Below are 26,901 nucleotides of genomic sequence, written 5' to 3' on the forward strand. Positions count from 1 at the left end.
AATCCGTGATCTAATCAGAAAGGATAAATCCCGTGACTTTACTTTCCACGCTCATCGGACCTGTTTCCAAAATCATCGACAAGATCATTCCCGATAAGCAAGGGCGTGATCGCGCCAAGCTGGAGCTGCTCAAACTCGAAGGCAGTCAGGAATTGGAGCATATCCGTGCCCAGATGTCTGCGATACTGGCTGAGGCCGAATCTCGCGACCCGTGGACCAGTCGCGCTCGGCCAAGTTTTCTGTACGTTATGTACCTGTTGCTGCTCTGGTCCATTCCGATGGGCCTGATCGCTGCCATCAACCCTGAAGCGGCACATAATATTGCGCGTGGGATGAACGCCTATTTGGTCGGCATTCCTGAGCCTCTTTATGCTTTGTTTGGCACTGGTTATCTCGGCTACACCGTTGCCCGGCAATGGGGGAAAATCCGTGGCGTAGAGAAATAGCGAGAGAATCGGCCCGATTCATCGCCCCTTTTTTGAGCAATTAACCAATTTACTGCCCAATAAAGCGACATTTTCTGCCATTTTCCATCATAACTTAGAAATAGACTTGCCATGCCTATATCTTTGCAGATAGAGGGGAAAGTCTAGTTCATTCCAAAGGGGATATTTTAATGTCTAACGAAACAAGTTTCCGCAAAATGCTGGCAGTAGCCGGTGGTCTTGCTCTTGCAGTTCCTGCTCTTTCAGCATGTGCTGAGCAAGCTGAAGATGCTGCTGCAGCTGCAGAATGTGCCGCTGAATGTGCTGCATGTGCCGCTGGTTGTGCTGCATGTGCCGCTGGTGATGCTGCATGTGCCGCTGGTTGTGCTGCTGCATGCGCCGCTGGTTGTGCTGCTGAAGCCGCTGGTTGTGCTGCTTGTGCTGCTGCATGTGCCGCTGGCGATGCTGCATGTGCCGCTGCATGTGCCGCTACTGAGTAATATCAGTACAGCGCATTGACAAATGCATTAGAAAGGCTGTTTGAGCTTACGGGCCAAATAGCTAAAGAGGGCGTCTCGCTAGTACCCAGAGTGGTACCGGCAGACGCCCCTTTCGTTCAGTACCAACATTATCCGAAGGGCGACTGTGTTGCACCCGGCAACAAGTCTCGCTGGTTCTACCATGCGCACAAGCCCGAGGAGCGTGAAGAAGGCGAGCATGGCCATTTTCACATGTTTCTACCGCTGGACATGTTCAAGGGCGTAGACGCACTCTACGAACCACCCAAGAAACTACCCAATGGCAAACCGACCCAAGGCGTCGTGCATTTCGGCGCACTCAGCTTTGGCCTTGATGGCATGCCGCTGAGCTGGTTCACCACCAACTATTGGGTGACCTACGAATATTTCATGCCCGCAGATGCCATCGCATCGCGGCTCAAGCTTTTCTCCATGAAAAAAGCCCCCGGTGATCCACTGGTCAATGACTGGCTCACCGCCGCTGTCGAAGTCTTTCGTGACCCAATCATCGATATACTGCAAGAGCGCGACAAGCTGCTGGCTGAAAAGAAAGCTGAACTCGGCGACGCGGTGTTTGAAAATAAGAGCGTCGAAATCATGTCGCGAACAGCGTTCGATCTCTAACAGCAGATAATTGAATAAAATGGTGCGCCCGACAGGATTCGAACCTGTGGCCCCCAGATTAGGAATCTGATGCTCTATCCACCTGAGCTACGGGCGCCTACGCGTTATCTAGCCTCTGACTAAGCCATAGACCAGTCAATTTTGTTCCTCAGGTGGTGTCACCGGAAGGGGAAGCTGTGTAAGCTCAATACCCTCATCCTCAAGCTCAGCCGCATCTTCTGCCGACGCTGTGCCATGGATCGGTACGATGTCTTTTTCCCCATAATGAATAGCCCGTGCCTGTTCGGGAAAATCACTGCCTACCCATTCCGACTGTTCAAGCATCTTAGCTTGCGCCTGCGCCAATTTGCCGATCAACTCCTGATATTCCGCAGATACAGCAACCTGATTGCTCACCGATTGGCCGACCTCATCCGCCGATGCGGGTTCTTGCGCATTGGTTGTGACTGGCTGCGAACCGGCACGCTGGTTACCTTTTATGCCGACATTCGGGGCCATCACCGCCTTGTCGACGGAAGTGCATCCACAACTTGGACAATCGATCAAACCCGCTTGGAGCTGTTTTTCATAGTCAGTTGACGAACCAAACCAACCCTCGAACTGATGGCCGCCATCTCGGCAGACTAGGTCAAATACTATCATTGCATAACTCTTGGCATTACAGGTCCTTCGGTGCCGCAAATGACCGACGATTGGCAATCGCCGGAATGCGGCTCCGCACGGCACTGACGGCGCTCATATCAATATCACAAATACCCACTCCGGTTTCTGTGCCCATATCCAGCAATATCTCACCCCACGGGTCGATCACCATAGAGTGACCGTAGGTAACTCTACCATCTTCATGTTCTCCGGACTGCGCAGCAGCAACGACAAAAACACCGGCCTCAATAGCGCGCGCGCGCAATAATATCTCCCAATGAGCCTTCCCGGTCGGAACTGTAAACGCTGCTGGTATCGATAGAATATCAGCGCCAGCATTGGTCAGCGCGGCATAGAGCGCCGGAAAACGCAGATCATAACAAACAGAAAGACCGAGTGACGCACCCATTACAGATGCCGTTACGGCTTGAGTTCCGCTTTCATAGGCCACGGATTCCCGCCAAGTTTCACCGGTATCCAGATCCACGTCAAACAGATGGATCTTGTCATAGCGCGCAATAACTGAACCTGCAGGATTGATCAGAAAAGACCGGTTTACCCATTTGCCTGTATCGCCCTGCTTCGGACTAATCGCCAAAGAACCAAGGGCAACCCATATAGCGTTACGGGAAGCCGCATCGCGGGCGGCACCAAGGACCAGATCGCTCTGCTCTTCACAAATACTGGACTTTGCGCGATTGCGATTGCGATCGACGAGCCCCGTCATTTCCGGCGTAAAAATTATCTCTGCGCCCGCAGATGCCGCCTCATCGATATGAGAACACAATATTCGGGCGTTGGCAACCGGTTCAATGCCGCTGCACATCTGAGCCAAGGCGATACGGCTTGGCAATTAGACCGCCAACAACTCTTCCAGCTTACCAGCTGCTTCCAAAGCAGCGAGATCATCGGAGCCCCCGATATGCTGGTCATTGATAAATATCTGCGGCACCGTGGTACTACCCCCGGCGCGCTGGATCATTTCTTGGCGCTTTGCACCGCCCATGGTGATGTCTGTTTCTTCAAAAACAACCTCCTTGCTGTTCAGCAAGGCCTTTGCACGAAAGCAGTATCCACATGTGAACTTGGTATAAATTTCGACTTTCGCCATAAGAGTCTTCCAATCTAGTTGCTTATCTACGCAGATGGTCCTGATCAGCAAAAAATTCAACTCTGTTCATCATCCTTCAACACCCTTGCCCAACAGAAAACCATTACGCTGCTCACTCCTGATTTCTTCAATGTTTCAGCACAGGCATTAGCGGTCGAGCCAGTAGTATAAACATCATCAACCAGAACGACCGCTTTTTCTTTCAGTCCGCATTCCCCATCGCGTGACAGTGAAAAAGCATTTCTGACAATATTGCTCCTCTGTTTCGCGGACATCGAACGCAGCGGCGGAGTTGCTTTTTTACGGATCAAGATATCGGTTCGCATGACAAGTCCGCTATGTGCTGACAAAGCGCGACCGATCAGCACAGCCTGATTGAAACCGCGCGACCATAGACGCAACCTATGGAGTGGCACTGGGATTATAAGCGCGTCCGATGGAACATCATCCAAGAATCGAACCAGTTGCTGCGCGATGAGCTCCGCCAATCCAAGACGTGCACCATATTTCAATCGCATGGGTAACAGGCTGCTTTTGTCATCATAGGCAACCACAGCCCGAACACCATCATGCTTCGGCCGTTTTCTTAAGCAGGAAACGCATTGCGCCCCTTCACCTTGTTCAAAAGCAAAAGGCCTGCCGCAAGACGAGCACCAGGGTTCATTCAAGAAATCCAGGCTTTGCCAACATGACAGACAAAAGCGATTGTCCGATTCCACGGTAGCACCGCAAATTGGACATCGCGGCGGAAGCGCAAAATCGAGCATCGTTTTGAGCAACCGGGATAAAATTTCCATTTGTTCTTGTCGCCCGTTCTCACCAGAGGCACAAGGCCGTATGCATGACACAAGCGGCCCCGAAGAATTATTTGATCGCGCCAGAAGGCGTCATTTTCGTGATCGGGCATTTAGTCGATCTCAAGGCCGGGATTTCATCAGTGAAATCATGGCCAAGGAAATATTGGATCGACTTTCTCTGGTGAAGCGGGAATTCAAAAAATGCCTGTTAATTGGACAAGCGGGACCAAATCTCCGATTGGCGCTAACAAAGCTTAATATCAATATCGTGACCGCCGACGCGAGCCTGATGTTTGCCGATTCGCTTGGAGGGGTACAGTGTGATGAAGATCGTCTGCCATTTGCAGATCACAGCTTTGATCTGATTATTAACATTGCCACGCTGGACAGCGTCAATGATTTGCCAGGCGCGTTGGCACTGGCACGACGAGTATTGAGTCCTGACGGACTTTTTCTGGCTTCTCTTATTGGCGCTGAGAGCCTGACCACATTGAAGATGGTAATGATGGAGGCCGAAGGCGACCGGATATCTGCCCATGTTCATCCACAAATAGATATCCGTACCGCTGGTGACCTAATGGCGCGGGTTGGTTTTGCATTACCTGTAGTAGATAGCGACCGCCTGTATCTGCGCTATGCCAATATTGATAAATTGGTGAGCGACATCAGGGATCTGGGTTCCGCAAACATTCTAAAAGATAAAGTCCGGTCGCTGCCTCACAATGTCTATCTGAAGATGAAACAAGGTTTTCAGGATCGAGCGGACAGCGAAGGCAAAACAACCGAGCAAATCGAACTTGTTTATCTATGCGGCTGGGCTCCGCACCCTGATCAACCGACACCCGCTCGTCGCGGTAGCGGTCAGATGTCTCTGAAAACCGTGCTTAACAAACCTTCGGAAGACTGACCACGGTCACAATATAGCACGCAACTGTGCGACCAGAGGTATATCGGCAGGAGGCATTTCAAGCTCTTCTAACGCACTCACCGGAAGCCATTTCATATCATGTGCTTCAAGATTCTGTACTTCACCTGTCCATTCATGACACGTATATAGAAGCAGGAGCAGATGTTTGCCATCAAGCGGTTCGCTGGCGAAGGCGGCGGGAACCAATGTCCCGGTTTCTATCACCACACCGAGTTCTTCCTGAAGCTCCCTTACCAAGGCCTGCTCCGGCGATTCGCCGTCCTCGACCTTACCTCCGGGAAATTCCCACAGTCCGGCCATTGGCTTGCCCTGAGGGCGCTGCTGCACCAGAATATTGCGGTTTTGGTCAACCAGAGCGGCAGCCACTACGAACAGATATGTCGGATTATTTTCCACTTTTTTTTGCGATGTAAGGATTTTGTTAATCCCTTTCTGTGAAAAACGGCTCGTTCGCAACTTAGCAGAACTTTAGAAGTGAAGAGAGGGATATAATGGGACTATTTAAAAAATTATATCGTTCGGAACAGGGGGCGACGGCCGTTGAATATGGTTTGATTTTGGCACTCATCGCGATCACCGCAATTGTGGCGATTAGTGGCGTGGCAAATTCAACCGGAAACATGTGGAACACAGTTGCTGATGAAGTAGTCGCAAGTTCCTAAATGGCCGTATGTCATTAAACATTTATAAAGTTTTCTGAATTAGTGTGATCATTATCGACCCGGAATTCGGGTTTGATTGGGTAAGTGAAGTTTGTCAAATATAGGAGACCAGACATGAAACTCGTACGTAAAATGTTTAAGAACGAAGAAGGCGCAACGGCTATTGAATATGGCCTGATCGCTGCTCTGATCGCTGTTGCAGCTATCGTTGCAATGGGTCAGCTGGGTAACACCCTCAGCAACACCTTCAACGAAGTTGAAAGTGAAATGGCTGGATAATCTTCGGATTAATTTAGAAATTTGGGACGGCAGCCTGCAAAGGCTGCCGTCTTTTTTTGTGCGCGGTATTCAGCCGCAAATCAATAAATGACCAACTTGACCTTCTGACCAGCACGCAGGCTTTCATTGGACCGCATCCGGTTTAGAACCAAAAACCGATCCTTCTGGTAACTGGTATAAGCCATTTTTCGTGAGAGACTGTCGATTGTGTCTCCTCTTCTGACCGTCACCACATCAATCTTCCGCGGCTTGATGGCCGCCGCCTCTGCCGAGGTTAGTCTTTTTACGCTGTCATACATGGGCGAAAATACCGCTCCTTTACCGGCCGGTGCCAGGGTTGCGAAGTGGAATGCGCTGTTTTTCGAAAACTCATAAGCAAAAACAGTAACGTCGACCTGTCCATTTCTGCTCTTCACCCGCCCAATTGCATAAGACACTGGTAGCCCGTTGACGGTTGTGCGCTGAATATCGCCATATTCAATGGCTTGTCCTTTCCCGGACACAGCCTTGAAAGCGGACGCAATATAAGTGGTCATATTGCCGTTATAGGGGCCTGTCGAGAACTGCCCTTGCCCTGCTGATCCCCTAATCGTAACGGCTCTCGTCCCATTTTGCATGGAGAAGCCATTCGGCACCGTGAACTTCAATTTCAGATCAGGGTGGAGAAAATCATTTCCTTCAATAACGCCCTGTTTTGGATCATCACCATAGAGAATACCGTCGACATTTCTCAGAAAAGCATCCCTATTCCGTTTGCCGCCGCTAATACCCAATTTACTTGCGTTTTTTGCTGCTCTCGAAACGCGCTGCACCGGATTCGGATGGGTACTGGCCCATGTCGGAACGCCTCGTGCATCTCGGCCCGCCGCACGAGCATCAATTGCCGATTGCGCTGCCAACGACTCCAACATTGTCGAAAGCGCCTGTGGCGCATATCCGGCGGAGGCCAGATACGCGATGCCAAGATCATCGGCCTCATGCTCCTGTTTTCTGGAATATTTTAATGTAAGCAACTGGCTGCCGGTGCCGAAAACCTCTTGCCCTAGTTTGCCCAACGCAGAATCGCCCAACAAAACGGCTGCTCCGATTTGCCCCAAAGCCCCCAAAATACTATTTCTCCGGGCCGCTTTCTGCCTCTTTCGGCCATGCTCGGCCGCGACATGACCCACTTCATGCCCCAAAACGCCTGCCATTTCGGCTTCGTCGTTCATAAGCGCCATGAGTTGCCGGGTTAAATAAACATATCCGCCAGGTATCGCGAAAGCATTATTTACCGGGCTATTGAGCAGAGTAACCGTGAAGTCACTACGTGCATCTCCCAGGCCAGACTGAACTGCGATATCTTGTCCGATCCGAACGACATATGCGGTTTGCGGACCGTCATAGCTTCCGCCAAATTCCTGCAGCAACTGCGGATGAGCCTCAGCGCCCTTCTTTTTGTCTGCAGCTGAAATCGATCGCACTTCACCTTGCCGTGCCGACTGACCGGCGCTGGCAGATTCAACCGCACCTGCGTCAGCATTTGAGCCACCGCAGGCCATTAACGAAAACAATGCCGCTGTGGACAGAAACTTAACTGAAATTCTGGTCATCACACTCTCCTTGCTGGACAAGATATATCACAGAAGGATCGAGCGGAAGGGTCACCCATGTAAAATAGCGTTACTATCACCCGAATGGTGCCAAAAGACAGGCAGATTCTGCTTTGCTGAAGCGCTATATTGTCCCCATCTGGAGAAACTTCTCGCGGCGCATGGTGCGTAATTCTTTCCGATCCTTATCACGCAAAGCCGCGATTTCATCGACAATCGCCTTACCCAATGTCGCGATTGCAAGCGATTGGTCGCGATGAGCTCCGCCAACTGGCTCTTTCACAATACGATCAACAACGCCCAGTTTCTTGAGGTTCTGCGCGGTAATTTTCATTGCGTCCGCAGCGACATCAGCTTTGTCCCCGGTACGCCACAATATCGATGCGCAGCCTTCGGGCGAAATCACAGAATAGACCGCATGTTCCAACATCAACACACGTTCGGCAGCAGCCAGAGCAACCGCGCCTCCAGAACCACCCTCGCCCACAATCACCGCCACCATGGGCACTCCGAGCGACAGGCATTTCTCAGTGGAACGCGCAATCGCTTCAGCCTGCCCGCGTTCTTCCGCAGAAACACCTGGGAACGCGCCTGACGTATCAACCAATGTCAGAACCGGCAGAGAGAACCTGTCGGCGATATCCATTAACCGAATCGCTTTGCGGTATCCCTCCGGTTTCCCCATACCAAAATTATGACGCAAACGGCTTTCGGTATCGTCACCCTTCTCGTGACCAATAACCACCATACGGATACCGTCTAACTTGGCAAAGCCGCCGATAATCGCCTGATCATCACCAAAGTTGCGATCACCCCCGAGCGGAATAAATTCATCGAATAGTCCTGCTACGAAATCCTTGAAATGTGGTCGTTCAGGGTGTCGCGCGACTTGAGTTTTTTGCCAAGGGGTCAAATTAGCATAGGTATCACGGAGCATTTTCGCAGACTTCGCCTGCAATTTCGCAATTTCAGATTCGATATCCAGCGAACCTTCATCCGCCGTCTCTCTGAGTTCAATGATCCGCGATTCCAGAGCTGCAATCGGTTTTTCAAAATCAAGGAAAGATGTCATCTTATTCGGTTAGAACCGCCAGACAGAAACGTCAACGCGTCAGATCATGTCGGCTAAGCGGATGGCGGTTATTTACCAGTTCTACCAGGCGCGCACTGTCCACATGGGTATAGATTTGTGTCGTGCTAATATCACTATGACCAAGCAGTGTCTGCAACGCGCGGAGATCTGCTCCGCCCTCAAGCAAATGGGTGGCAAATGCGTGCCTAAGAACATGCGGACTTATTTTGGTTGGGTTGATGTCGGATTTCGTCGCCAGATCCTTGATAATCTGGAACAATCGGATGCGGCTCAGATGGCCTGTCCGAGAGGGAAACAGATATTTTTCGTCTCCATCGACAAAGCCAGTCCATCTTTTGACCGCATGACGCGCCCGGTCAGAAATCGGCACTAGTCGTTCCTTTCCGCCTTTCCCGCTGATGATTAGAAAGGGACGATCCATCATCACTGATTTGCGAGGCAGCGAGACCAGCTCACTGGCCCGGAGCCCGGAACCATAAAGCAGCTCTATCAAAGCTGATAATCGCGCGTCTTTGGGTTTTGGGTTTTTTGTATTTAGTCGGACCTCGATCGTTTCAAAAAGTTTCGCGACCTCTTCATGTGACAAGATCTTCGGCAGCGAACGCTGCCCTCCGGGTCGCGGAAGTGAATCTGATGGATCATCCGCCCGAAATCCTTCCTCAACCAGAAAACCGAAAAAGCGGCGAAGAGAAGAAGATTTGCGCGATACACTGCTATTCTTCAATTCACTCCATGCGCTCGCAATTTTCTCCAAACCCGCGCGATCAGCCTCTGACAGCAAACCCTTCGCAAAGCTCGATGCCTGCTCGAGATCCGATCGATAAGCGGACAGCGTATTTGGCGAAGCACCGCTTTCAGCCGCCATCATCTCAAGAAACCGGTCAATGTAAACAGAGTCGTTGCTCATAATATGTCAGAGATAGCGATAGTTGATGCCGTTGGGAAGCAACGCACGGCAAGGCAAAGCTATGTTCTCGTCAGCGCTTCGGCAGCTATCATACGGGCCTCGGCTTCCATCCCGACACGGCTTAACGAACGCGTGATATAGAAAAGGTGCAGTGGCGACATCGCATTCCAGTCCCGACCTTGCATACCAACAGCGGTCAACAGGGCCACGGTGCCGCTCTGCCCGCGTTGTGCAGCGGATCTAATGGCGCCAGTCCATCTGCTTGTTTCACCTAGATCAAGATCCACATCGTTCGAGAATTCCTGAAGGGCCTCAGCATCCACGCGCCCTAGACCAGCCAAGGCCGCAAGCAGAAACTTGCTCCTCAGCTTACCCGGGCTCGCATCATTGTCACCAAACTCATCAAGCCCGCTATAGCTGACGACCACCGATTCATTTGGTGTGCCCACGGCTAGCAAAGCCCAGCCATTACTACCCGGTGCAACCTCGTTGGCCCATTCCGCCGCATTGTTGTCTAGCCCTGCTGACAACATCGATCCGATCAATTCCGCGTTGCTATCGGCCAAATCTTGGGAAGCAGGAATGCGCGCCGCCGCGCGAGCCGTGAGGATCTTTGCAGAGTAGGATGTCAAAACTCCGTTGGATCGGTTCCAGAGCGACCGCATGGCTTCAATTCTACCCGTCGCCGTTGGGCTGGTATAAGCCTGTCTCAGGGTAGATGCCCGCGCTTTGAAATCATCACTGGCATCCGGGTCATCATAGGCGGCGGCGTAGAGATCAACCATCGCCTTGTTTGACAATACACCAATAGCAGCCGCCGTATCAGCGGCCTTGATCCGTGAGTTTCTGGACAACATCGGTGCCCGGGCGCGCCAACCTTGAACATGCCTTCCGGCCTGCTCATACAGGCGATCTGGCGGTTCAACCCCGGTTGCAGATCCCAGTCCGAAGCGCCAGTTGTTGAAAAATTCTATATCGTCCCATTTGATTGTAACAGCTCGCCGTCCCTCGAAACCTGCTCCGACGGTTTTTTCAGCAAGCAGATAGTCAATTCCAGTCGCGGCCTTTTCGCGGCGGGCTGCCCGTAACAGTGAGGTTGCCCGACTTTGCTCACCGGAAAGAGAAGCGCAAATGGGGCCAAACATTGTCCAGGTCGGGGCATCACTGACTCTAGAGCCACTTTGAACATAAGGGCAAATGCCCGCGGGATCTGCGGTTGCGAGATGCGCCTGCATGGCAACAGTATAGAGCCGGGGTGAGAAATTGCCGCCATCGACCTTCAAGACCAACGCACGCGCGGCATCAGCTTCACCCATCAACAGCAAGCGCCATGCTCGCTCTGCAGTCCAATCGGCAGGATTGACGTTTGCTGGACTGTCGACTTTGCTTAGCAGGGCGCGGCGCAACAGAATCGAGGCCCAGCGCGAGATTATTGGCCCATTAAGATTCTTGATAAGATTGGTGAGATGTTGACCACCTTCTTCGCCAAATGCATCCGGGCCAAGGCCACCGGATTGCTCGGTCAGAACGCCTATTTGCACCATCGAGCGCCGGGCGCCGGGGGCCAAGTAATATTGCGGTTGCAACGCGTCATCCAACTCGGCCAGATCACTGTCTTCATTCAAGTCCAATATCGAAGAAGGCGGAGTGAGTGGAACTCCGGGCACCGAACCTGATGCGTTGGTTGTGGATTCACCAGACGGTGATGATGGCGGTCGACTTGTAGTTGGGGCGGGAGTTGGCCCCGGAGCGGGAGTAGCTTGTGGTGCGGGAGTTGGTGTCGGTGTTGGCGCAGGTGCTGGATCACCGAAGCCCGGTGGCAAAAGCGATTCTGGTGAGCTCTGCCCCAAGACCGGCAATGACAAAGCAAGGCCGGCAATACCAGCTGTCGCGAGTGAAATATGTTTTAGGCGAAACCGCATCGCTTAGTTCGATTCCTCGGCAACGACTGGCTTTTCAACCGGTTTCAATTCCTGTTCCACATCCAAGGACGCCAAAAGAAACATAGCGCCGATGACAGCAGCCAGAAAGACAATCAGAAAAACCAAGCTCCGCGACATCTTTGTTCTACCAACTCTCTTCTTACCAAATTTACAAATGCAAGCGCATTGCATTTTGCACTCGATGACATCCTCTGTATAGCCTTTGCCCCAATGGACAAAAACATGAAAGACCCTTTTGACCGATCCACCGAAGAATCCGGTGAAGAGATTGGTATATTGATCGAAAAACCGTTGGTTTTGATCGGTTTAATGGGTGTTGGCAAAACAACCGTTGGGCGAAGACTGGCAAAAAAACTGAATTTGCCCTTTGTTGATGCCGATGAAGAGATCGAAAAGGCTGCCGATCTAAAAATTGCCGAGATTTTTGAGCGTTTCGGCGAGGATTATTTCCGAGATGGCGAAAGACGGGTCATCGCGAGACTCATGGAAGAGGATCGTCAAGTCATTGCCACTGGCGGCGGCGCGTTTATGAATGATGAAACAAGAGAGCTGATATTGTCAGAAGCAACAGCCATATGGCTGGATGCCGACATTGATATATTGGTCAATCGTGTTTCTCGCCGTGATACCAGACCCCTGCTTAGAAATGGGGATCCGGAGACAATATTGCGTGATCTGGCCGCCAAGCGAAATCCGGTTTATGCGCTGGCACATCACCATGTCACCGGTAATGATGCGCCTCATGACCTGACTGTTGAAAATATTATCAAGGCACTCCGTAAATGAACCGAATTTCCGTCGATCTTGCCAGCTACGGATATGAAATCCTGATTGAAGCCGGGGCTTTGGATGCCGCAGCAGCAAAGCTCAAACCCCATATCCGGAACGATAGAGTTTTCCTGATAACCGACACCAATGTCGCCGCCAAATGGCTCGATCCACTGGAAACGGGCTTGCAGAAATCCGGGATCAAAGTGGTCAGCAAGATCCTCCCCCCGGGCGAACAGACCAAGAGTTGGACCGTTCTCGAGCAACTAACCGACTGGCTTCTGGACGAGGGCGCGGAGCGGTCGGATACGCTGATCGCATTGGGTGGCGGTGTTATTGGTGACCTTACCGGTTTCGCGGCCTCCATCCTGAAACGGGGTTGCCATTTTATCCAGATTCCGACCAGCCTACTGGCTCAGGTAGACAGCAGTGTCGGTGGCAAGACGGCCATAAACAGCCGTGCCGGCAAAAATCTTATCGGTCGATTCAATCAGCCGGAATATGTTCTCATCGACCCATTGGTGCTGGGGACATTGCCCGATCGCGAATTGCGGGCGGGATATGCCGAAGTCGTTAAATATGGCCTGATCAATAACGCATCTTTTTTTGACTGGTGCGAGAATAATGGCGCTGAGCTACTCAATCGTGACCCAGCTGCTCTAACCTATGCCATTACCGAGAGTGTCCGGGCGAAGGCAGGCATTGTCGTAGAGGATGAAAAGGAGCTCAGTGGTCGCCGGGCGTTGTTAAACCTTGGCCATACTTTTGGGCACGCGCTCGAAGCTGAAACCGGATATTCCAGTGCACTGGTGCATGGTGAGGCGGTTGCTGCTGGCATGGCGTTGGCCTTTCACTATTCCGCTAGACGTGGTCATTGTGATGGTGCCGATGCGCTTCGTGTCGAAAGCCATCTGGAACGCTCCGGTCTGCCGCACGGCCTGAAAAGCGCTTCAGTCAATGCTCCGGGCGAGCGGCTAGTGCAACATATGTTGCATGACAAGAAAATGACGGCCGGTAACCTTCCCTTCCTGCTCGCCAACGGTATTGGCCAGACATTTCTTGCAGATGATGTAGCTTTGGAAGATGTAGCTTCGTTTCTTGATCAGGCTAGATAGCGCGCGAACCTAATCCCCTCCCCTCTTGGTACTTGTAATTCCGAAGCCAAGATGCTTGCCCGCAAGCATATCCCCTGCCGCGCGCTGCGCTTCAAGGCGATCGCAATCCAGCTGCCGGAATTCGCGGTCAACTTCATCAATCAATGATTCATCGATATCAATAGCAGTCATTGTTTGACGAGCGAGATGGATGGCTGATTCAAACACCTCCCGTTTCACCCCGTCAAGACCTGCCTTTTTCACCTCAAGCAAATGCACGCGGTCATAAGCGCGAACGAACAGTTTTGCGCCGGGGAAAGACATTTTTATCATGTCCAGAGACTCAGCGTTCAACTCCTTGCCATCCATACAAAAAACAATCGCAGCACATTCATCGGCCCCGGCTCCGCGCAAAAGATCCACGCGGGTTCCATCACCATAGAAAACCTTGCGGCCAAATTTCTGACTGACGCCGATTTGCTGCGGCTTGATGTCGATAATTGTCACAGGTATGTTCGCGCCGGTAAGCATCTGAGCGACGGTCTGTCCGAACCGCCCATGACCAACAACAATCGCCGACGCCTTACCCGCCAGTGACGGATCATCAAGATCAACATCACCTTCTGTTCGAGCAACATTAAAGCGCTCAACAATCAGTATGAGCAGAGGCGTTGTCGCCATCGAAATCGTAATGACCGCGCCAAAAAGGCTGCTAGCCTCCGGTTGGATCAATAATGCCCGCTCCGCCTCGGCGAACAGAACGAATCCAAATTCACCGCCCTGGCTGAGCAGCATGCCCATGCCCAAAGCAGGCAATGTATCCATCCCAAAAAGCTTACCCAAAGAGAATATGATGACGATTTTGGTCACCACCAGAGCCATTGCGGCACCGAACACAAATGCCGTGTTCTCGGCAATGACGCCGATGTCCAGCATCATGCCGACAGCAAGGAAGAACAGACCCAGAAGCAGAGATCGAAACGGATCAATATCCGCTTCCAGCTCGTGGCGATAAGGGGAATTGGCGAGCATTACACCAGCGATAAAGGCGCCCAAAGCCGGAGATAGTCCGATCAATTCCATCAAGGCTGCGCTGCCGAATACAGCGACCAATCCAGCCACGATGAACAACTCCCGTTCGGCGATCCTGCCAATCAGTTCCAGGACAGGCTGCAGGATATATCGTCCGGCAAGGATCAATCCGCCAATAGCCAGAACACCAAGAACAGCGGTCAACCAGCCGGGCAGTGCCCCGGCCTCTGCCGGTGCACGGGACAGAACCGCTACGATCGTCAGCAATGGAATGATCGACAAATCCTGAAACAACAGAATCGAAAATGCTTTTTCACCCGTTGGAGTGTTGAGCCGGCCCGAGGACTGCAACATCGGTAGAACCTGAGCAGTTGACGACAGGGCGAGCGGCAAACCCAACGCAATAGCGGCTCCGAATGTAAAATTTGTCGTCGCCATGATCAGCAGAAACAGCGCCAATCCACAGAAGGCAACCTGACTTAATCCCAGCCCGAATATGGCATTGCGCAGCCGCATGAGGCGCGCCGGCGCCAATTCCAGCCCCACCAGAAACAGCAGCAGGATGATTCCGATCTCCGAAAATTCAAGAATCGTTTCGCCTTCGCTGATCAGACCAAAGCCTTGCGGACCGATCATTATGCCAGCGATCAGATATCCCAGAACCGCACCTATCCCGAACTTGCGGAACAAAAGCACCAGTATCAATGCTGCGCCCAACATGATGAATCCGCCAAAGAGCAGATCGCTCATATGTGTTTCTGCACCTTCCATTTTCTAAGCAGCCTCATTCTTGGTTGCAGCCGATTCAAATGCCGCAAGTATCGCGTCATAGGGTAACAGGATTGCGGGATGCCGACCCTTATGTTCCTTGGCTGCCATCAAATGATCCATATTCGGCCAATCTCCAGGTCTGTCTTCCGCGCCATCCAAAAAACCAGCAAGCTGATGTCTGATCATAACAACTTGATCTGCTGATTTGCCAATTGCTTCTGCGGCCAAAATCGCGGCAGATGCCTGTCCCAAGGCACAAGCATTCACCTCTATTCCCAATTGTCCAATGGTCCCATCATCAGACAGCATAATATCGGCAGCTACGCGACTGCCACAGGTGCGTGATCGCACTTCCGCCGTACCATCAGGCTTCTCAAGTCTGGACTGATGCGGAATGGAAACAGCCAGTCGCAAGATATCACGTGTGTAAAGCGCCTCGCTCATTCAGCGATCTCCGCCATTTCGCGCCGCTCCTCAACGAACTGGACCAGAGCGTCTCCGCTGGCGTTGAGCAGCGGATAGGTACGGGAGTCTGCAATCCATTCGGGACGCGGTTCTGCAGCGCCATAGATGCTGTCATAAACTAGCACGACCAACAGATATGCAAGCGTGGCACCAATCAAGCCTTTGACCATCCCGAAACCAAAACCCAGGACACGGTCAATCGGGCCCAGAAGAGATTTGCGCGATTTACGGCCGATGGATTTGGCGATCCAGCGCCCTAAAGCATAGGTTACAATCACGATCGAACCGAAGGCCAGCACCGATGCACCGCCCTCGTTACCAACAGGCGAAATCAAGAAATCGGTCGCGGGCGTGTGGAAAAAACGCACCGCGAAGATGATCATCACCCAAGCGATTAATGAGAGCGTTTCCTGCACAAATCCGCGCAGGAAACCAAAAATGGCTGCGCCACCCATTAGCAATAAAACGAAAATATCGAGACCAGTCATAAAGACTAGCTAATCGCGGCCAAGCATATGGTCAACGAGATTGGCAAGCTTCGCAAAGTTCACACAATTCACACCCGCAGGCGCGGTTTCCTTGGAGGCTGGGATTAGCGCCCTGCCGAAACCGAGTTTCGAGGCCTCTTTTAACCGCAGTGTCGTATTGGATACTGGCCGAATTTCCCCCGAAAGCGCTATCTCTCCAAAAATTACGGCATCGCTCGGCATCGGTTTTTCGGCATGGGCAGAGATCAAGGCGGCCGCGACGGCAAGGTCGGCCGCTGGGTCGGTCAACCGATATCCGCCAGCCACGTTGAGATAAACTTCTGCCCCCGAAAAACTGAGGCCGCAACGCGCTTCCAGTACGGCCAATATCATCGCCAGGCGAGAACTGTCCCAACCAACAACAGAACGGCGGGGAGTCGCCCCGCTGGCCAGCCGGACGGTCAGCGCCTGAATTTCGACCAAAACGGGCCTCGTTCCCTCAAGCGCCGGAAAAACGGTTGCGCCGGTCACCTCTTCGTTTCGATCGGTCAGGAACAGCGCAGATGGGTTCTGCACCTCGCCGAGGCCCATCTCCTCCATCGCGAATACGCCAATTTCATCAGTGCCGCCAAAGCGGTTCTTGATCGACCGCAATATCCGGTACTGATGACTGCGCTCACCTTCAAAGCTCATCACGGTATCGACCATATGTTCCAATACTCGCGGACCGGCAATATTGCCGTCCTTGGTCACATGGCCGACCAGCATGATCATCGTGCCATGTTCTTTGGCGAATTTGATCAACTCCTGCGCGGATGCCCTCACTTGACTGACCGTTCCGGGTGCACCTTCGATAAGATCGCTGTGCATGGTTTGTATGGAATCGATCACGACGAAATCCGGGGCATCCTGACCCAATGTGGTCAAAATATCGCGGACCGAGGTTGCTGATGCCAGTTTGACCGGTGCCTTTCCAAGCCCGAGCCGCCGTGCACGCAACCTTACCTGATCCGCTGCTTCCTCACCGGAAATATAAGCAACAGAGCATCCTGCATTCGCCAGTTTTGCCGAAACCTGCAGCAAAAGCGTTGATTTTCCGATACCCGGATCGCCGCCCATTAAAGTGGCTGATCCTGCGACCAGTCCGCCGCCAACTGCACGATCAAATTCTTCGATACCGGTCTTTTTGCGCTCGGGCAGCTGTATCTCAGAATCGAGCCCTACTAGCCGAACCTCTCTGCCCCCGCTTTGCAGATTATGTTTGGCGGCAAAAACTGTGTCCCCTGCTTCCTCGACAAGCGTATTCCATTCCCCGCAATCCACGCATTGCCCTTGCCAACGATGCGAAATGGAACCACAATTTTGGCAGACATATTTTTTCTTTGGCTTCGCCATACCCGACTTCCACTAGAACAAAAAAGGAACATTATAGTTTTTGATGGCTTTTTCAACCGCTTTCCTGCTTGCGCGATTCCGTTCATCCTGTCACTCTTAAGCCGATGCGCCAAAAGGAACTCAGACTCGCTCTTATTTGCTATGGCGGCGTAAGTCTTGCCATCTACATGCACGGTATCACCAAGGAAATCTGGAAGCTTGCCAAAGCCAGCAGGGATTTTCATGATGGTGAGAAGAACCACAAGTGCAGCCGTGGAACCTATTACGATATATTGGAGTGGATAGAACAGGAAAGCACCGTCAAATTGCGTGTGCTACCCGATATTATTGCCGGCGCCAGCGCCGGTGGGATCAATGGCATATTTCTTTCGCAAGCCCTCATCTCCGGTGAATCTCTCGAGCCTTTGACAGATATGTGGCTGGAGACAGCAGATGTCGATACGCTGCTTGACCCGGATGCAAGACCGCTATCACGCTTTTCGAAATTCTGGGCAGAACCCATTGCATGGATGGCGCTGGGTCGCAAAGGCGGTGCCGTAGAGCAGACGGTCTCGAAAGAAGCGCGCGAAGAGGTAAAAATGAAACTCTCGCGATTCGTTCGCGCGCGCTGGTTTGCGCCACCCTTTGGCGGCAAGATATTCTCCGGTCTGATCCTGGACGCGCTTGCGACCATGAAAAAGACTGAGCGAGGTCCCAAATTGCTGCCACCGGGACAACCGCTCGATTTATTTGTGACGGTCACGGACTTTGTTGGCCATCCTGAAAAGCTACAGCTGCACAGCCCTCCCGAGGCACTGGAGATGGAGCATCGGATTACCATCAGCTTTTCGACGCGCGGATCAAATGGCGGCGATATTGCCGATCCAGCCGAACTGGTCTTCGCCGGTCGCGCGACAGCCAGCTTCCCTGGTGCATTTCCACCATTCACGGTTACCGAACTGGACAGTGAATTGTCTGATCGTGGTCATGTCTGGTCCAATCGTCGCAATTTTCTAAAACGTATCTTGCCCAACCAGAGCCGGGCCGGGACCGCCGATGATACCGTATTGATTGACGGCTCTGTTCTCGCCAATGCCCCCTTTGCTCAAGCGATCGAAGCGCTGAAAAACCGGCCGGCCAAGCGTGAGGTTGATCGCCGCTTCGTGTACATTGATCCACGCCCCGATCTTGATGTCGCCAAAAGCGATCGCGCACTTCAACGGCTTCAGGCCGCGCAGGAAACCGAGGATGAAAGCCTGCCCGGTTTCTTCTCCACCATCTTCGGTGCGATATCGAACATCCCTCGGGAACAGCCGATCCGCGACAATCTCGATGACATATCGCGGCGATCAAGCCGGATCATTCAGATGCGGCAGATTACCGACAATTTGCGCGCAGAGGTCGAGCAGAATGTGGAAGCCATTTTTGGACGAACCCTGTTCCTGGACCGGCCAACTGCGGCTCGGCTGGCCGCTTGGCGACGCAAATCGCGCGATAAGGCAAGCAAGCTCGCTGGCTTCTCCTACAGCGCCTATGGCCACCTCAAACTCGCGACCGTACTCGAAGATATTGCGCATACGGTGAGGCGGGCAAAAGCAGAACCAAATGTCCATAACCATCAAGCGCTGCGCGAGACATTATGGGCCGAAATGCGCCAACGCGGGTTTGAAAATATCGGCAAGAAAGGCGGCGCTGGCCCGTCAAAACTGGCCGCCGACTTTTTTCGTCAACATGATCTGGGCTATCGTATCCGCCGGCTGCGCTTTCTTGCGCGCCGCTTTGCCGAAGATCTCGATAGCGCCCATCCCGACGACTATGCCGTGATCGAGCAGATGCATGATGTCATCTACGATTGCCTTGCTCTTTATATCGAACGCGAGACCATCGAATATCTTGGCGATGACTTCGTTGCACTGGCCGAGCATGCCGAACTCCAGCCCTCTGCCATGCTGGACCGGCTGGCCACAGCCCGCGATCTCGTCGCAGCGGATGCTCTGGTCGACGCCAAGCTTGCCGAAGCGATGGCCGGATTGCCCAAGGCCGAAAAGCGCTCGATGTTACTCGCCTTCCTCGGCTTCCCATTTTACGACATCGCCACCCTGCCCCTTTTACAGGGTGAAGGTCTCGATGAATTTGATCCAATCAAGGTCGACCGAATTTCTCCTGAAGACGCGAAGTCGATCCGCCAAGGCGGCGTCGCAGCGACATTAAAAGGCATTGAATTCAATAACTTTGGAGCCTTTTTCAGCCGCTCCTATCGCGAGAATGACTATCTCTGGGGCCGGCTCCACGGCGCCGAGCGGATGATCGATATCCTGCTTTCCACATTGCCCGAGGCCAAACGCCCTGATGCCATCAAAACGCTGGAATTCAAGAAAACCCTCTTCCGCGCGATCATTGATGAGGAGGAACACCGGCTCACTAAGGCGGGGCCGTTAATGACCTCCCTGCGCAAAGAGATTAACCGCGCAACGCCCTGAAGCAGCCATCAATGCTTGTGTTCGCCTGCTTCATGAGATGGCATTTTCAAGCTCTTATAGACCGCTTCGACAAAAGCATCACCCTTGATGAAGGCGTCCTTGTTTGTGTCCCATTTGGCGGCAGGCTTCATCGCCTGAATCTGTTCCAGCGACTTTCCTTCACCTCTTGCTTGTTTCACCGCACCGATCACGCTTTTCAGCATGTCGCGATAGCCCATCAGATCCGCTTTGGTTGCCATCGGGCCATGGCCGGGAATGATTTTTGTATTGTCATCCACCATGGTCAGCGCCGCTTCGGCAGCGTCCAGAACTCCCATGGCGTTGCCGCCGCTGTTAAGGTCGATAAACGGCAAAGTCACTTTGTTGAAGTAGAGGTCGCCCATGTGCAGCACATTGGCCTTTTTCCAAAACACAATGCTGTCGCCATCGGTATGTGCGCGTTTCATATGCTTTACGTGTACCTCATCACCGTTGAGGTGCAGCTTCAAACCGTCATGATAAGTCACCACCGGCAGCGCCTCTTTGGGCGATGCGGGATCATTACCGCGGCCGCTGGTCTGCTGACCCGCCATTCGTTGCCGCACATGATCATGCGCCATGATCAGCGCGCCTGCCTTGCCGAAATTCTCGTTTCCGCCGGTATGATCATAGTGCCAATGCGTGTTGATCAGATATTTGACCGGATCGGCGCCGAGCGCCGCCACAGCCGCCTGTATCTTTGGTGTCAGTGGCGCAAACTGGTCGTCAATCAGCACCGTACCATCGGGGCCATAGGAAACACCAATATTACCGCCAGCACCAAAAAGCACCGCGATACCATCACCCAGGTTTTCAGTCTTTATCTCCACCTTGGCGAAGCGATCCGCTTCTTGTGCGTTGGTCTCGGCACAAGCCGTCAATGCTAACGGAGAAACTGCCAAAAGGGCGAGAGATAGTGTCTTGGTCAATATGGCTTTCATTGGGGTTTCTCCTAAAATTTACAGGCTTGTAACCTATCTTTTTGCTTTGGCAAAGAACATCAGATGCACGAGACGTCCGGTTTCTGGTGATGTCCCAAAGGCCGCACCGCTATTGTGGAACAACCAGGGACTGAACAGGATCAGCCGATTAAACCGCATCGGCACCAGCATCGTCCGCTCCCATTTAGCCTTGTGCAGCGTATCCCGGTTGACGACATCTTCGATCAGCGCATTTATGTCCGAATAGCCTGCTTTCGTGATCGCCAGAGGATCGCTCGGAACCCGCTCCAATCCCGTGCGCTTGTGTTGGAAAAACTCGGTGCCACCTTTGCATTGCTCAGGCAGCGACAGATAGAGAATGCCGGAATAAAAGGCCGGATCAATATGTACGCCGCTACGTCCCTTGTCGCCTTTCAGGGTGATCCGGCAATGGCAATGACTGGTACCGGATGCCGCTTCAACCGGCACACCAATGGTCTTGGAAACCCGTTCATTGAGCCCCTGAATGTCCAGCGGCTTTGTTGATATATGACCTGGATAATTGCCGCGCTTAAACTTTGCGTCATAGTCCAGCGCCAACGCCGCGTTGCGCGCCACCATCGGATCCGACAGAAAGTCATCAATGATCAACAGTGATGGCAGCATTTCGAAACCTCCTGTAATCCGTTACGAAGTTGACAATCTGAACACAGCCCTTTGGGCCGTTTTCACTCTCAGAATTGCAAACCCAAATTCCTGTATATCATACTGATAAAAAACAATATTAATCAAACCAGGTAAAAACCGAAAACTGATAAGTCCTACTATCATATGCATCGGCCTGTAGGACAGGTCTTACTCGTCTTTTTCCGTGTCCCAGCGGGTCGCGACCAAGCTGGGCCGTTTGCCGATTTTATTGAGCCAATGGCGCAGCGGCAAAAGCTGACCGATCAGATGATCACCCTCCGATGTCATCTGGACCGGGCGCAATATGCAATAGATAAAAATATCGGCAAGCGAGAATTGATCACCGGCAAAATAGGGAACTTCCTCCACCCGTTGACACACGATCCCAAGATGCTCGGCTATTTCCGGCAGGGCCGCCTCAATCACATCAGATCGCAAGGGTGTTTTTAAATATCGATGGGCCAGTCGCGGCATCAGCAAACCATGCTCGGCAACCGGAAACAAATAGGCATTGGCGACCGATATCCAGCGATCCATCTCGGCCCGGGCCGCATGATCGTCCGGTTGCAGTGCCCCGTCATTATGGGCATTATCAATATAGTGGCAAATCGCGACGCTCTCGTAGAGATTGAGCCCGTCAATCTCGACCGTCGGCACTTTACGAAACGGATGCCGCTGTCTGTTTTCCGGACTGCCTGCCGGTGTTGCGGTAATCGTCCAGCTAATCCCGGCTTCTTCCGCCACCGTCTGCACAATGCGGCTGTAAGTCGAGATGATTGTCCCGCGAATATGGAGTGTCGGCTGAGCCATATGCTGACGCTAATGGCAAAACACATGTCTGTCATTACCACCGATCAAAAGAACGCGTGGGCGCGCCGTTTTACGATCTAGATCTTTTGATCCAGCTCCTCGGCCCGCAACGCTTTGCGATCCAGTTTGCCGATCATGGTCTTGGGCAGACTCTCTCGCACCACGACATCTGAAACCCGCTCATGTTTGCCAAGCTGGGGATTCAGCCAGTCCTTCAGGGCAGCGCCATCGACATCCGCACCTTCTTCCAACGCCACAAAAGCTTTCGGACTCTCGCCGCGATAATCGTCCGGCACGCCGATAACGAGCGCCTCCTTGACCGCATCATGCTTGTAAAGCACTTCCTCGACCTGGCTTGGAAAAACCTTGAAACCGCCAACAGCGATCATATCCTTTAGCCGATCGACAATTTTGACATAGCCATCCTCGTCAATCACCGCCACGTCGCCGGTCCGCAGGAAGCCATCGACAAACACGTCGTCATCCGCATCGGGCCGGTTCCAATATCCCTGCATGACTTGCGGCCCGGAAAAAATGAGCTCGCCCGGTTCGCCTTCAGCGACCTGCTTGGTCGGGTCTTCCTTATCGACCAGCTTCACCAAAGTACCCGGCACGGGCTGTCCGATCGTTCCGGATTTATTCAAACCGGAATAGGGATTCGCGCTGACAACGCCGGAACTTTCAGTCAGGCCATAGCCCTCCACCAGCTTTGCGCCCGTCTTTGCTTCAAATTTTTTCTTCAGCTCGAGCGGCAACGGTGCGCCGCCCGATACGCAGACTTTCAGCGACGAGAAGTTGGTTTTGTCAATATCAGGATGGTCCAGCAGCGCCTGATACATAGTCGGCACACCGGGCATTGCGGTAATCTGGTTGCGCGTAATGGCCTTCAATGTCTGCTTGGCATCAAAGCGCGGCAGCATGACAATCTCTCCGCCTCTCTGCACGGTCCGGTTAAGTACGGCACTATTGGCGAAGACATGGAAAAAGGGCAGCACACCCATCAGGCGGTCGTCATCGTCAATAAACGGATCAATGCTGTTAATCTGTCGCGCATTGGCGGTCAGATTCTGGTGGCTGAGCATCGCACCTTTGGGAACGCCCGTTGTGCCGCCAGTATATTGCAACAGCGCAATATCCTTTTCGGGATGGATATTGGGTGCGATATATTTGCCATCATTATTGGTCAGATCGGCAAAGGGCGTGATCCGGTCATCATCGGGCTGAGGTGAATTTTCCTTGCGGCGGAACAGGCGGTAAAACAGGGCCTTGGCACCCGGCAAGGCACCAGCGACACTGCCCACGACCAGCCGTTCGAGGCTGGATTGTTGCAGCACTTGATATGCGGTTGGAAAGACGGCGCTCGCAGAAAGCGTGAACAGAATTTTGGTACCGCTATCCTCCACCTGATGATTCAGCTCATCCACAGTGTAAAGCGGGGAGAAGTTTACCACCGTCGCGCCAATCGCCATCGCGCCATAATAGGCGGTGACATAATGCGGTACGTTGGGAAGAAACAAGCCGACCCGATCGCCCTTTTTTACGCCGAGGTCCTGCAACCCTCTGGCGACACGCACGACACCGGCAGCAACCTCTGCATAGCTGTACTTGCGCCCCATGAAATCGAGCAAATTCGCATCACCACGCCGGCCAGCCGAACCGAAAAACATGCCGGGCATCGACAAGGGTGGAAAGAACTGATCCCAGTCGGCGGGATGATTATAGCGTGACTTCCAGATGGGCGCGGAATCGCTTTGCGGCTGCGTTACGGGGGTTTCAGTCATTAACATCCATGTAAGTGAACCCTCAACGGCTGACAATGGTAATTCTGCTGTTATGGGGAACAATCGCCATATCCATGCTCCACTATGGTCCCGTCAGGACTTTCCGTAGCTTTTCAGGAAAAGGTCCACCGCGCTATTCACCCGCTTGGCAGCTTTGGGATCCGGTATTTTCGCCATGGAAACATTGGCGCCGAACCGTCGCTCCAAATCCGCTAAACCTTTGACCATTCCGGACAAATGTTCAGCCGCCAGTTCCGTATCATCAATCTCCAGTTCGCCGTCGGCCACCGCTTCGTCCAAGAGTTGCGACAAGGCCTGATGCAATCGGCGGGGGCCGGCATCCAAAAACAGCAGCCCTATTTCCGGATTATGCTCCACTTCGACGGCCAGATGCCGTTCGAACCGCACCATCTCGTCGCGCCACAAAAAGGCGACCATTTCCATGCCGAAATGCACTAGCCGCGCCCGGATTGTGCCGCCCGAGGTCGCTTCAACGGACAGGGCCTTCCGCATAACAGCACATTCACTACCAACAGCCGCAGCAAAAAGAGCCTCCTTGGTTTTGAAGCGATTATAGACCGTTACCTTCGATACACCGGCGCGCGCAGCTATCGATTCGATACTCGATTGCGCAAAGCCGATATTAAAAAACTCGTGGCGAGCGGCGTTCAATATGGTTGCACTTTTGGTCGTATCGACAGGACGGCCCAACGCCTTGATAACGTTTGGGGGTTTGGTTTTAGCGGTCTTGCTATCAGGCATTATTGAACGGTTCCGTATAATAAAACGTTGACGTTCATTATGTCTCTTACTACTCCTGTGTTCAACCCCAATCACAAAAGGCCTGATTCGATGACGTGGATTGCCATCAGAATGTTGACTGGAGACCGTCAAAAATTCTTCGGTCTGCTGTTCGGTGTCGCCTTCTCCGCTCTGCTGATCTCGCAGCAACTTACGATTTTCATCAACCTGATCGAGCGCGGGGCGACGGCCGTCTACAATATCCCAACGGCCAATATCTGGGTAATGGATCCGGTCAGCCGGACCCCTGACGTTGCCTTGCCAATGCCATCAACGGCGCTCGACAAAGTCCGCTCGGTCAATGGCGTAGAGTGGGCTTCTCCAATGCTGCGCTCCGGTGCCACCGTGCGTACACCGGAAGGCGATCTGGAGGGCGTGACCGTTGTCGGTGTTGACGACGCAACACTGATCGGGTTGCCCAAGAAGTTTGTGAAGGGAAGCCGCGAGGCGCTTTATGAACCCGACGCCGTCATCATCGATAGCGTTGGCGCCGCCAAGCTGTTTCCCGAAGGTTTTGATCCCATCGGCGTGCGCCTCGAGCTCAATGACCGGCGTGCGGTCATTCGCGGGATTGTCGATGTGGACCCGAGCTTTACCAGCCAGGTCATTCTCTACACCCGCTATTCCAACGCACTGGCCTTTGTTCCCGGCACACGCAACCGCATGTCTTTCGTACTGGCCAATGCTTCGGAAGGCCTTACCGCCAAACAGGTTGCTACCCGGATTACCGAAGCCACCGGACTGAAGGCGCGAACCCGCGACGAATTTGCCCGCGACGGCGTCGATTTCATTATCGAAAATACCGGTATTCCGGTCAATTTCGGAATCACTGTGGCATTAGGCTTCATTGTCGGGGTCGCGATTGTCGGCCTCACCTTCAGCCTGTTCATCCGCGATAATATCAAGCAATTCGGCGCGCTTAAGGCAATTGGCGTGACCAACAATAAAATTCGCATGATGGTCGCTGCGCAGGCCTTGCTGGTCGGCCTTGTCGGCTATGGCATAGGAATTTTGCTGGCGGCGATCTTTATCTCTTCTGGCGCTTCTAGCTCGCCCGATTTCAAAGGCTTTTATACGCCATGGGAGATACCGTTACTGACTGCTGCGGTGGTCATTGCGATGATCCTGATCACCGGCTGGCTGGCCTTGCGCAGCGTTTTGAAAACCGAACCGGCTGAGGTTTTCAGATGATCGAGACGCGCACCGCCATCACTATAAATGGCATTGTCAAAGAGTTCAGCGCCGGAAGCCAGATGATCCGGGTGCTGCACGGTATCGATGCGGAAATCCGGTCCGGTGAGCTGACCTATCTGGTGGGCGAATCCGGTTCCGGCAAGACCACGATGATCTCGATTATCGCTGGAATATTATATCCCACCGACGGTTCGGTTTCCGTGTTCGGGCAAGATATTTACAGCCTGTCCGACAATGACCTTGTCCGTTTCCGGCTGTCGAATATCGGCTTTATCTTTCAGCAATATAATCTGATCCCGACGTTGACGGCCGCTGAGAACGCCTCTGTCCCGCTGGTTGCTGCCGGTATGAAACGTGACGAGGCGGTAGAACGTGGGCGGGCGATGCTCGACAAGCTCAATATTGCTGATCAGGCCGACAAATTGCCGCGGCAACTGTCAGGCGGCCAGCAACAAAGGGTCGCGATTGCTCGTGCCCTGGTCCACGAACCGCGACTGGTGGTGTGTGACGAACCGACAGCTGCACTGGATGCGAAATCGGGTCGGCGGGTCATGGACCTGCTGCGCGAAGTTGCCCTCGCACCTGAACGCACCGTGATTATCGTAACCCATGACAACCGTATTTTCGATCTGGCCGACCGTATCCTGGTCATGGAAGACGGCCGGATCACCCATGATGGCAAAGAGATGCCCGATCATTGATCGCGGCAACGGCAAGA

The 26,901-nt window shown here is 53.0% G+C and carries 29 protein-coding genes, 1 tRNA gene and 1 pseudogene; 11 read left to right on the top strand and 20 right to left on the bottom strand.

Annotated elements, in window-relative coordinates; genetic code table 11:
• Positions 1-32: 32 nt before the first annotated feature.
• The 3 genes from DG177_RS06940 to DG177_RS06950 all read left to right on the top strand — a co-directional run bounded on the left by DG177_RS06940 (position 33) and on the right by DG177_RS06950 (position 1,567).
• Positions 33-446, top strand: coding sequence for a 3TM-type holin (locus DG177_RS06940; RefSeq protein WP_108810828.1), 414 nt, complete (start codon positions 33-35; stop codon positions 444-446).
• A gap of 219 nt (positions 447-665) precedes the next feature.
• Positions 666-944, top strand: a complete 279-nt coding sequence (locus DG177_RS06945) for a hypothetical protein (RefSeq protein ID WP_337658585.1) — start codon at positions 666-668, stop codon at positions 942-944.
• Positions 941-1,567 carry a DUF6969 family protein gene (locus DG177_RS06950; RefSeq protein WP_337658586.1) on the top strand — a complete coding sequence of 209 codons (627 nt, stop codon included), beginning with the start codon at positions 941-943 and terminating at the stop codon, positions 1,565-1,567. Before DG177_RS06945 ends, DG177_RS06950 begins: the two co-directional genes overlap by 4 nt.
• A gap of 20 nt (positions 1,568-1,587) precedes the next feature.
• On the opposite strand, the gene DG177_RS06955 is transcribed toward DG177_RS06950, so the two are convergent.
• The 6 genes and pseudogenes from DG177_RS06955 to DG177_RS17680 form a co-directional block, all read right to left on the bottom strand.
• Positions 1,588-1,664 (bottom strand) — tRNA-Arg (locus DG177_RS06955).
• Positions 1,665-1,702: 38 nt separating this feature from the next.
• The gene (locus DG177_RS06960; RefSeq protein ID WP_108810830.1) at positions 1,703-2,209 is read right to left on the bottom strand and encodes a DUF1178 family protein; all 507 of its coding nucleotides are present in this window, start codon (positions 2,207-2,209) and stop codon (positions 1,703-1,705) included.
• 16 nt (positions 2,210-2,225) lie between these two features.
• Entirely contained in the window at positions 2,226-3,062 is an 837-nt protein-coding gene (locus DG177_RS06965; protein ID WP_337658587.1) for a carbon-nitrogen hydrolase family protein, read from the bottom strand.
• A complete protein-coding gene (gene grxC / locus DG177_RS06970; protein ID WP_108810831.1) occupies positions 3,063-3,320 on the bottom strand; it encodes a glutaredoxin 3 in 258 nt (85 codons plus the stop codon). It abuts the gene before it with no gap.
• A 56-nt stretch (positions 3,321-3,376) separates the two neighbouring features.
• Positions 3,377-3,874 (bottom strand): ComF family protein, encoded by a 498-nt coding sequence (locus DG177_RS06975; protein ID WP_337659046.1) that lies wholly within the window; start codon positions 3,872-3,874, stop codon positions 3,377-3,379.
• A 45-nt stretch (positions 3,875-3,919) separates the two neighbouring features.
• Positions 3,920-4,117 (bottom strand): annotated as a pseudogene (locus tag DG177_RS17680) (double zinc ribbon domain-containing protein); the annotation flags it as partial.
• A 40-nt stretch (positions 4,118-4,157) separates the two neighbouring features.
• On the opposite strand from DG177_RS17680, the gene DG177_RS06980 reads away from it, so the two are divergent.
• Positions 4,158-5,024 (top strand): methyltransferase domain-containing protein, encoded by an 867-nt coding sequence (locus DG177_RS06980; RefSeq protein ID WP_108810833.1) that lies wholly within the window; start codon positions 4,158-4,160, stop codon positions 5,022-5,024.
• Between the two features lie 6 nt (positions 5,025-5,030).
• On the opposite strand, the gene DG177_RS06985 is transcribed toward DG177_RS06980, so the two are convergent.
• Complete coding sequence (locus DG177_RS06985; protein WP_337658588.1) at positions 5,031-5,441, bottom strand: (deoxy)nucleoside triphosphate pyrophosphohydrolase; 411 nt, start codon at positions 5,439-5,441, stop codon at positions 5,031-5,033.
• 95 nt (positions 5,442-5,536) lie between these two features.
• Between DG177_RS06985 and DG177_RS06990 the strand changes: the two genes are divergently transcribed.
• Entirely contained in the window at positions 5,537-5,707 is a 171-nt protein-coding gene (locus DG177_RS06990) for a Flp family type IVb pilin (protein ID WP_108810834.1), read from the top strand.
• Between the two features lie 114 nt (positions 5,708-5,821).
• On the top strand, positions 5,822-5,986 hold the full coding sequence (locus DG177_RS06995) for a Flp family type IVb pilin (protein ID WP_108810835.1): 165 nt from the start codon (positions 5,822-5,824) through the stop codon (positions 5,984-5,986).
• A gap of 80 nt (positions 5,987-6,066) precedes the next feature.
• Here DG177_RS06995 and DG177_RS07000 read toward each other — a convergent pair whose 3' ends face one another.
• The 4 genes from DG177_RS07000 to DG177_RS07015 all read right to left on the bottom strand — a co-directional run bounded on the left by DG177_RS07000 (position 6,067) and on the right by DG177_RS07015 (position 11,500).
• Entirely contained in the window at positions 6,067-7,578 is a 1,512-nt protein-coding gene (locus DG177_RS07000; RefSeq protein ID WP_337658589.1) for a M48 family metalloprotease, read from the bottom strand.
• 124 nt (positions 7,579-7,702) lie between these two features.
• A complete protein-coding gene (locus tag DG177_RS07005; RefSeq protein WP_108810836.1) occupies positions 7,703-8,650 on the bottom strand; it encodes an acetyl-CoA carboxylase carboxyltransferase subunit alpha in 948 nt (315 codons plus the stop codon).
• A 31-nt stretch (positions 8,651-8,681) separates the two neighbouring features.
• Complete coding sequence (locus DG177_RS07010) at positions 8,682-9,578, bottom strand: tyrosine recombinase (RefSeq protein WP_108810837.1); 897 nt, start codon at positions 9,576-9,578, stop codon at positions 8,682-8,684.
• A 59-nt stretch (positions 9,579-9,637) separates the two neighbouring features.
• A complete protein-coding gene (locus DG177_RS07015; protein WP_108810838.1) occupies positions 9,638-11,500 on the bottom strand; it encodes a hypothetical protein in 1,863 nt (620 codons plus the stop codon).
• A gap of 243 nt (positions 11,501-11,743) precedes the next feature.
• Between DG177_RS07015 and DG177_RS07020 the strand changes: the two genes are divergently transcribed.
• Together DG177_RS07020 and aroB are read left to right on the top strand one after the other, a co-directional pair.
• Positions 11,744-12,307 (top strand): shikimate kinase, encoded by a 564-nt coding sequence (locus DG177_RS07020; protein WP_337658590.1) that lies wholly within the window; start codon positions 11,744-11,746, stop codon positions 12,305-12,307.
• Positions 12,304-13,404 carry a 3-dehydroquinate synthase gene (aroB, locus tag DG177_RS07025; protein WP_108810840.1) on the top strand — a complete coding sequence of 367 codons (1,101 nt, stop codon included), beginning with the start codon at positions 12,304-12,306 and terminating at the stop codon, positions 13,402-13,404. The genes DG177_RS07020 and aroB overlap by 4 nt, the downstream gene beginning before the upstream one ends.
• Before the next feature lie 9 nt (positions 13,405-13,413).
• On the opposite strand, the gene DG177_RS07030 is transcribed toward aroB, so the two are convergent.
• Genes DG177_RS07030 through radA form a run of 4 tightly spaced genes read right to left on the bottom strand, consistent with a single transcriptional unit; the run spans position 13,414 to position 17,513 of the window.
• A complete protein-coding gene (locus DG177_RS07030) occupies positions 13,414-15,165 on the bottom strand; it encodes a monovalent cation:proton antiporter-2 (CPA2) family protein (protein ID WP_337658591.1) in 1,752 nt (583 codons plus the stop codon).
• Positions 15,166-15,189: 24 nt separating this feature from the next.
• Positions 15,190-15,630: an iron-sulfur cluster assembly scaffold protein gene (locus DG177_RS07035; RefSeq protein WP_108810842.1), complete on the bottom strand. Its 441-nt coding sequence runs from the start codon at positions 15,628-15,630 to the stop codon at positions 15,190-15,192.
• Positions 15,627-16,139, bottom strand: a complete 513-nt coding sequence (locus DG177_RS07040; protein WP_108810843.1) for a CvpA family protein — start codon at positions 16,137-16,139, stop codon at positions 15,627-15,629. Before DG177_RS07040 ends, DG177_RS07035 begins: the two co-directional genes overlap by 4 nt.
• A gap of 9 nt (positions 16,140-16,148) precedes the next feature.
• Positions 16,149-17,513, bottom strand: coding sequence for a DNA repair protein RadA (radA, locus tag DG177_RS07045; RefSeq protein ID WP_108810844.1), 1,365 nt, complete (start codon positions 17,511-17,513; stop codon positions 16,149-16,151).
• Positions 17,514-17,617: 104 nt separating this feature from the next.
• Here radA and DG177_RS07050 point away from each other — a divergent pair, with 104 nt between their 5' ends.
• Positions 17,618-19,972 (top strand): patatin-like protein, encoded by a 2,355-nt coding sequence (locus tag DG177_RS07050; RefSeq protein ID WP_108810845.1) that lies wholly within the window; start codon positions 17,618-17,620, stop codon positions 19,970-19,972.
• Between the two features lie 8 nt (positions 19,973-19,980).
• On the opposite strand, the gene DG177_RS07055 is transcribed toward DG177_RS07050, so the two are convergent.
• From DG177_RS07055 to DG177_RS07075, 5 genes are all read right to left on the bottom strand, one after another.
• On the bottom strand, positions 19,981-20,931 hold the full coding sequence (locus tag DG177_RS07055) for an MBL fold metallo-hydrolase (RefSeq protein WP_108810846.1): 951 nt from the start codon (positions 20,929-20,931) through the stop codon (positions 19,981-19,983).
• 33 nt (positions 20,932-20,964) lie between these two features.
• Positions 20,965-21,576, bottom strand: coding sequence for a DUF6445 family protein (locus tag DG177_RS07060; protein WP_108810847.1), 612 nt, complete (start codon positions 21,574-21,576; stop codon positions 20,965-20,967).
• A gap of 189 nt (positions 21,577-21,765) precedes the next feature.
• Positions 21,766-22,407 carry a glutathione S-transferase N-terminal domain-containing protein gene (locus tag DG177_RS07065; RefSeq protein ID WP_108810848.1) on the bottom strand — a complete coding sequence of 214 codons (642 nt, stop codon included), beginning with the start codon at positions 22,405-22,407 and terminating at the stop codon, positions 21,766-21,768.
• A gap of 77 nt (positions 22,408-22,484) precedes the next feature.
• Positions 22,485-24,188 (bottom strand): AMP-binding protein, encoded by a 1,704-nt coding sequence (locus tag DG177_RS07070; protein ID WP_108810849.1) that lies wholly within the window; start codon positions 24,186-24,188, stop codon positions 22,485-22,487.
• A gap of 93 nt (positions 24,189-24,281) precedes the next feature.
• Positions 24,282-24,950 carry a TetR/AcrR family transcriptional regulator C-terminal domain-containing protein gene (locus tag DG177_RS07075; protein WP_108810850.1) on the bottom strand — a complete coding sequence of 223 codons (669 nt, stop codon included), beginning with the start codon at positions 24,948-24,950 and terminating at the stop codon, positions 24,282-24,284.
• 90 nt (positions 24,951-25,040) lie between these two features.
• Here DG177_RS07075 and DG177_RS07080 point away from each other — a divergent pair, with 90 nt between their 5' ends.
• Positions 25,041-26,180 carry an FtsX-like permease family protein gene (locus tag DG177_RS07080; RefSeq protein WP_108810851.1) on the top strand — a complete coding sequence of 380 codons (1,140 nt, stop codon included), beginning with the start codon at positions 25,041-25,043 and terminating at the stop codon, positions 26,178-26,180.
• Complete coding sequence (locus DG177_RS07085; protein ID WP_108810852.1) at positions 26,177-26,884, top strand: ATP-binding cassette domain-containing protein; 708 nt, start codon at positions 26,177-26,179, stop codon at positions 26,882-26,884. The genes DG177_RS07080 and DG177_RS07085 overlap by 4 nt, the downstream gene beginning before the upstream one ends.
• Positions 26,885-26,901: the final 17 nt, after the last annotated feature.

This window comes from Sphingorhabdus sp. Alg231-15 (assembly GCF_900149705.1).
GTDB lineage: Bacteria > Pseudomonadota > Alphaproteobacteria > Sphingomonadales > Sphingomonadaceae > Parasphingorhabdus.

What these genes read in the sequence shown, in the direction of transcription:
- DG177_RS07060 (WP_108810847.1), bottom strand. Translation starts at nt 21,576, where the DNA reads ATGCTGCCATCACTGTTGATCATTGATGACTTTCTGTCGGATCCGATG.
- aroB (WP_108810840.1), top strand. Translation starts at nt 12,304, where the DNA reads ATGAACCGAATTTCCGTCGATCTTGCCAGCTACGGATATGAAATCCTG.
- DG177_RS07030 (WP_337658591.1), bottom strand. Translation starts at nt 15,165, where the DNA reads ATGAGCGATCTGCTCTTTGGCGGATTCATCATGTTGGGCGCAGCATTG.
- grxC (WP_108810831.1), bottom strand. Translation starts at nt 3,320, where the DNA reads ATGGCGAAAGTCGAAATTTATACCAAGTTCACATGTGGATACTGCTTT.
- DG177_RS06995 (WP_108810835.1), top strand. Translation starts at nt 5,822, where the DNA reads ATGAAACTCGTACGTAAAATGTTTAAGAACGAAGAAGGCGCAACGGCT.
- DG177_RS07080 (WP_108810851.1), top strand. Translation starts at nt 25,041, where the DNA reads ATGACGTGGATTGCCATCAGAATGTTGACTGGAGACCGTCAAAAATTC.
- DG177_RS06980 (WP_108810833.1), top strand. Translation starts at nt 4,158, where the DNA reads ATGCATGACACAAGCGGCCCCGAAGAATTATTTGATCGCGCCAGAAGG.
- DG177_RS07070 (WP_108810849.1), bottom strand. Translation starts at nt 24,188, where the DNA reads ATGACTGAAACCCCCGTAACGCAGCCGCAAAGCGATTCCGCGCCCATC.
- DG177_RS07065 (WP_108810848.1), bottom strand. Translation starts at nt 22,407, where the DNA reads ATGGCTCAGCCGACACTCCATATTCGCGGGACAATCATCTCGACTTAC.
- radA (WP_108810844.1), bottom strand. Translation starts at nt 17,513, where the DNA reads ATGGCGAAGCCAAAGAAAAAATATGTCTGCCAAAATTGTGGTTCCATT.
- DG177_RS07015 (WP_108810838.1), bottom strand. Translation starts at nt 11,500, where the DNA reads ATGCGGTTTCGCCTAAAACATATTTCACTCGCGACAGCTGGTATTGCC.
- DG177_RS06990 (WP_108810834.1), top strand. Translation starts at nt 5,537, where the DNA reads ATGGGACTATTTAAAAAATTATATCGTTCGGAACAGGGGGCGACGGCC.
- DG177_RS07020 (WP_337658590.1), top strand. Translation starts at nt 11,744, where the DNA reads ATGAAAGACCCTTTTGACCGATCCACCGAAGAATCCGGTGAAGAGATT.
- DG177_RS07085 (WP_108810852.1), top strand. Translation starts at nt 26,177, where the DNA reads ATGATCGAGACGCGCACCGCCATCACTATAAATGGCATTGTCAAAGAG.
- DG177_RS07050 (WP_108810845.1), top strand. Translation starts at nt 17,618, where the DNA reads ATGCGCCAAAAGGAACTCAGACTCGCTCTTATTTGCTATGGCGGCGTA.
- DG177_RS07005 (WP_108810836.1), bottom strand. Translation starts at nt 8,650, where the DNA reads ATGACATCTTTCCTTGATTTTGAAAAACCGATTGCAGCTCTGGAATCG.
- DG177_RS07000 (WP_337658589.1), bottom strand. Translation starts at nt 7,578, where the DNA reads ATGACCAGAATTTCAGTTAAGTTTCTGTCCACAGCGGCATTGTTTTCG.
- DG177_RS07075 (WP_108810850.1), bottom strand. Translation starts at nt 24,950, where the DNA reads ATGCCTGATAGCAAGACCGCTAAAACCAAACCCCCAAACGTTATCAAG.
- DG177_RS06960 (WP_108810830.1), bottom strand. Translation starts at nt 2,209, where the DNA reads ATGATAGTATTTGACCTAGTCTGCCGAGATGGCGGCCATCAGTTCGAG.
- DG177_RS07010 (WP_108810837.1), bottom strand. Translation starts at nt 9,578, where the DNA reads ATGAGCAACGACTCTGTTTACATTGACCGGTTTCTTGAGATGATGGCG.
- DG177_RS07040 (WP_108810843.1), bottom strand. Translation starts at nt 16,139, where the DNA reads ATGACTGGTCTCGATATTTTCGTTTTATTGCTAATGGGTGGCGCAGCC.
- DG177_RS07035 (WP_108810842.1), bottom strand. Translation starts at nt 15,630, where the DNA reads ATGAGCGAGGCGCTTTACACACGTGATATCTTGCGACTGGCTGTTTCC.
- DG177_RS07055 (WP_108810846.1), bottom strand. Translation starts at nt 20,931, where the DNA reads ATGAAAGCCATATTGACCAAGACACTATCTCTCGCCCTTTTGGCAGTT.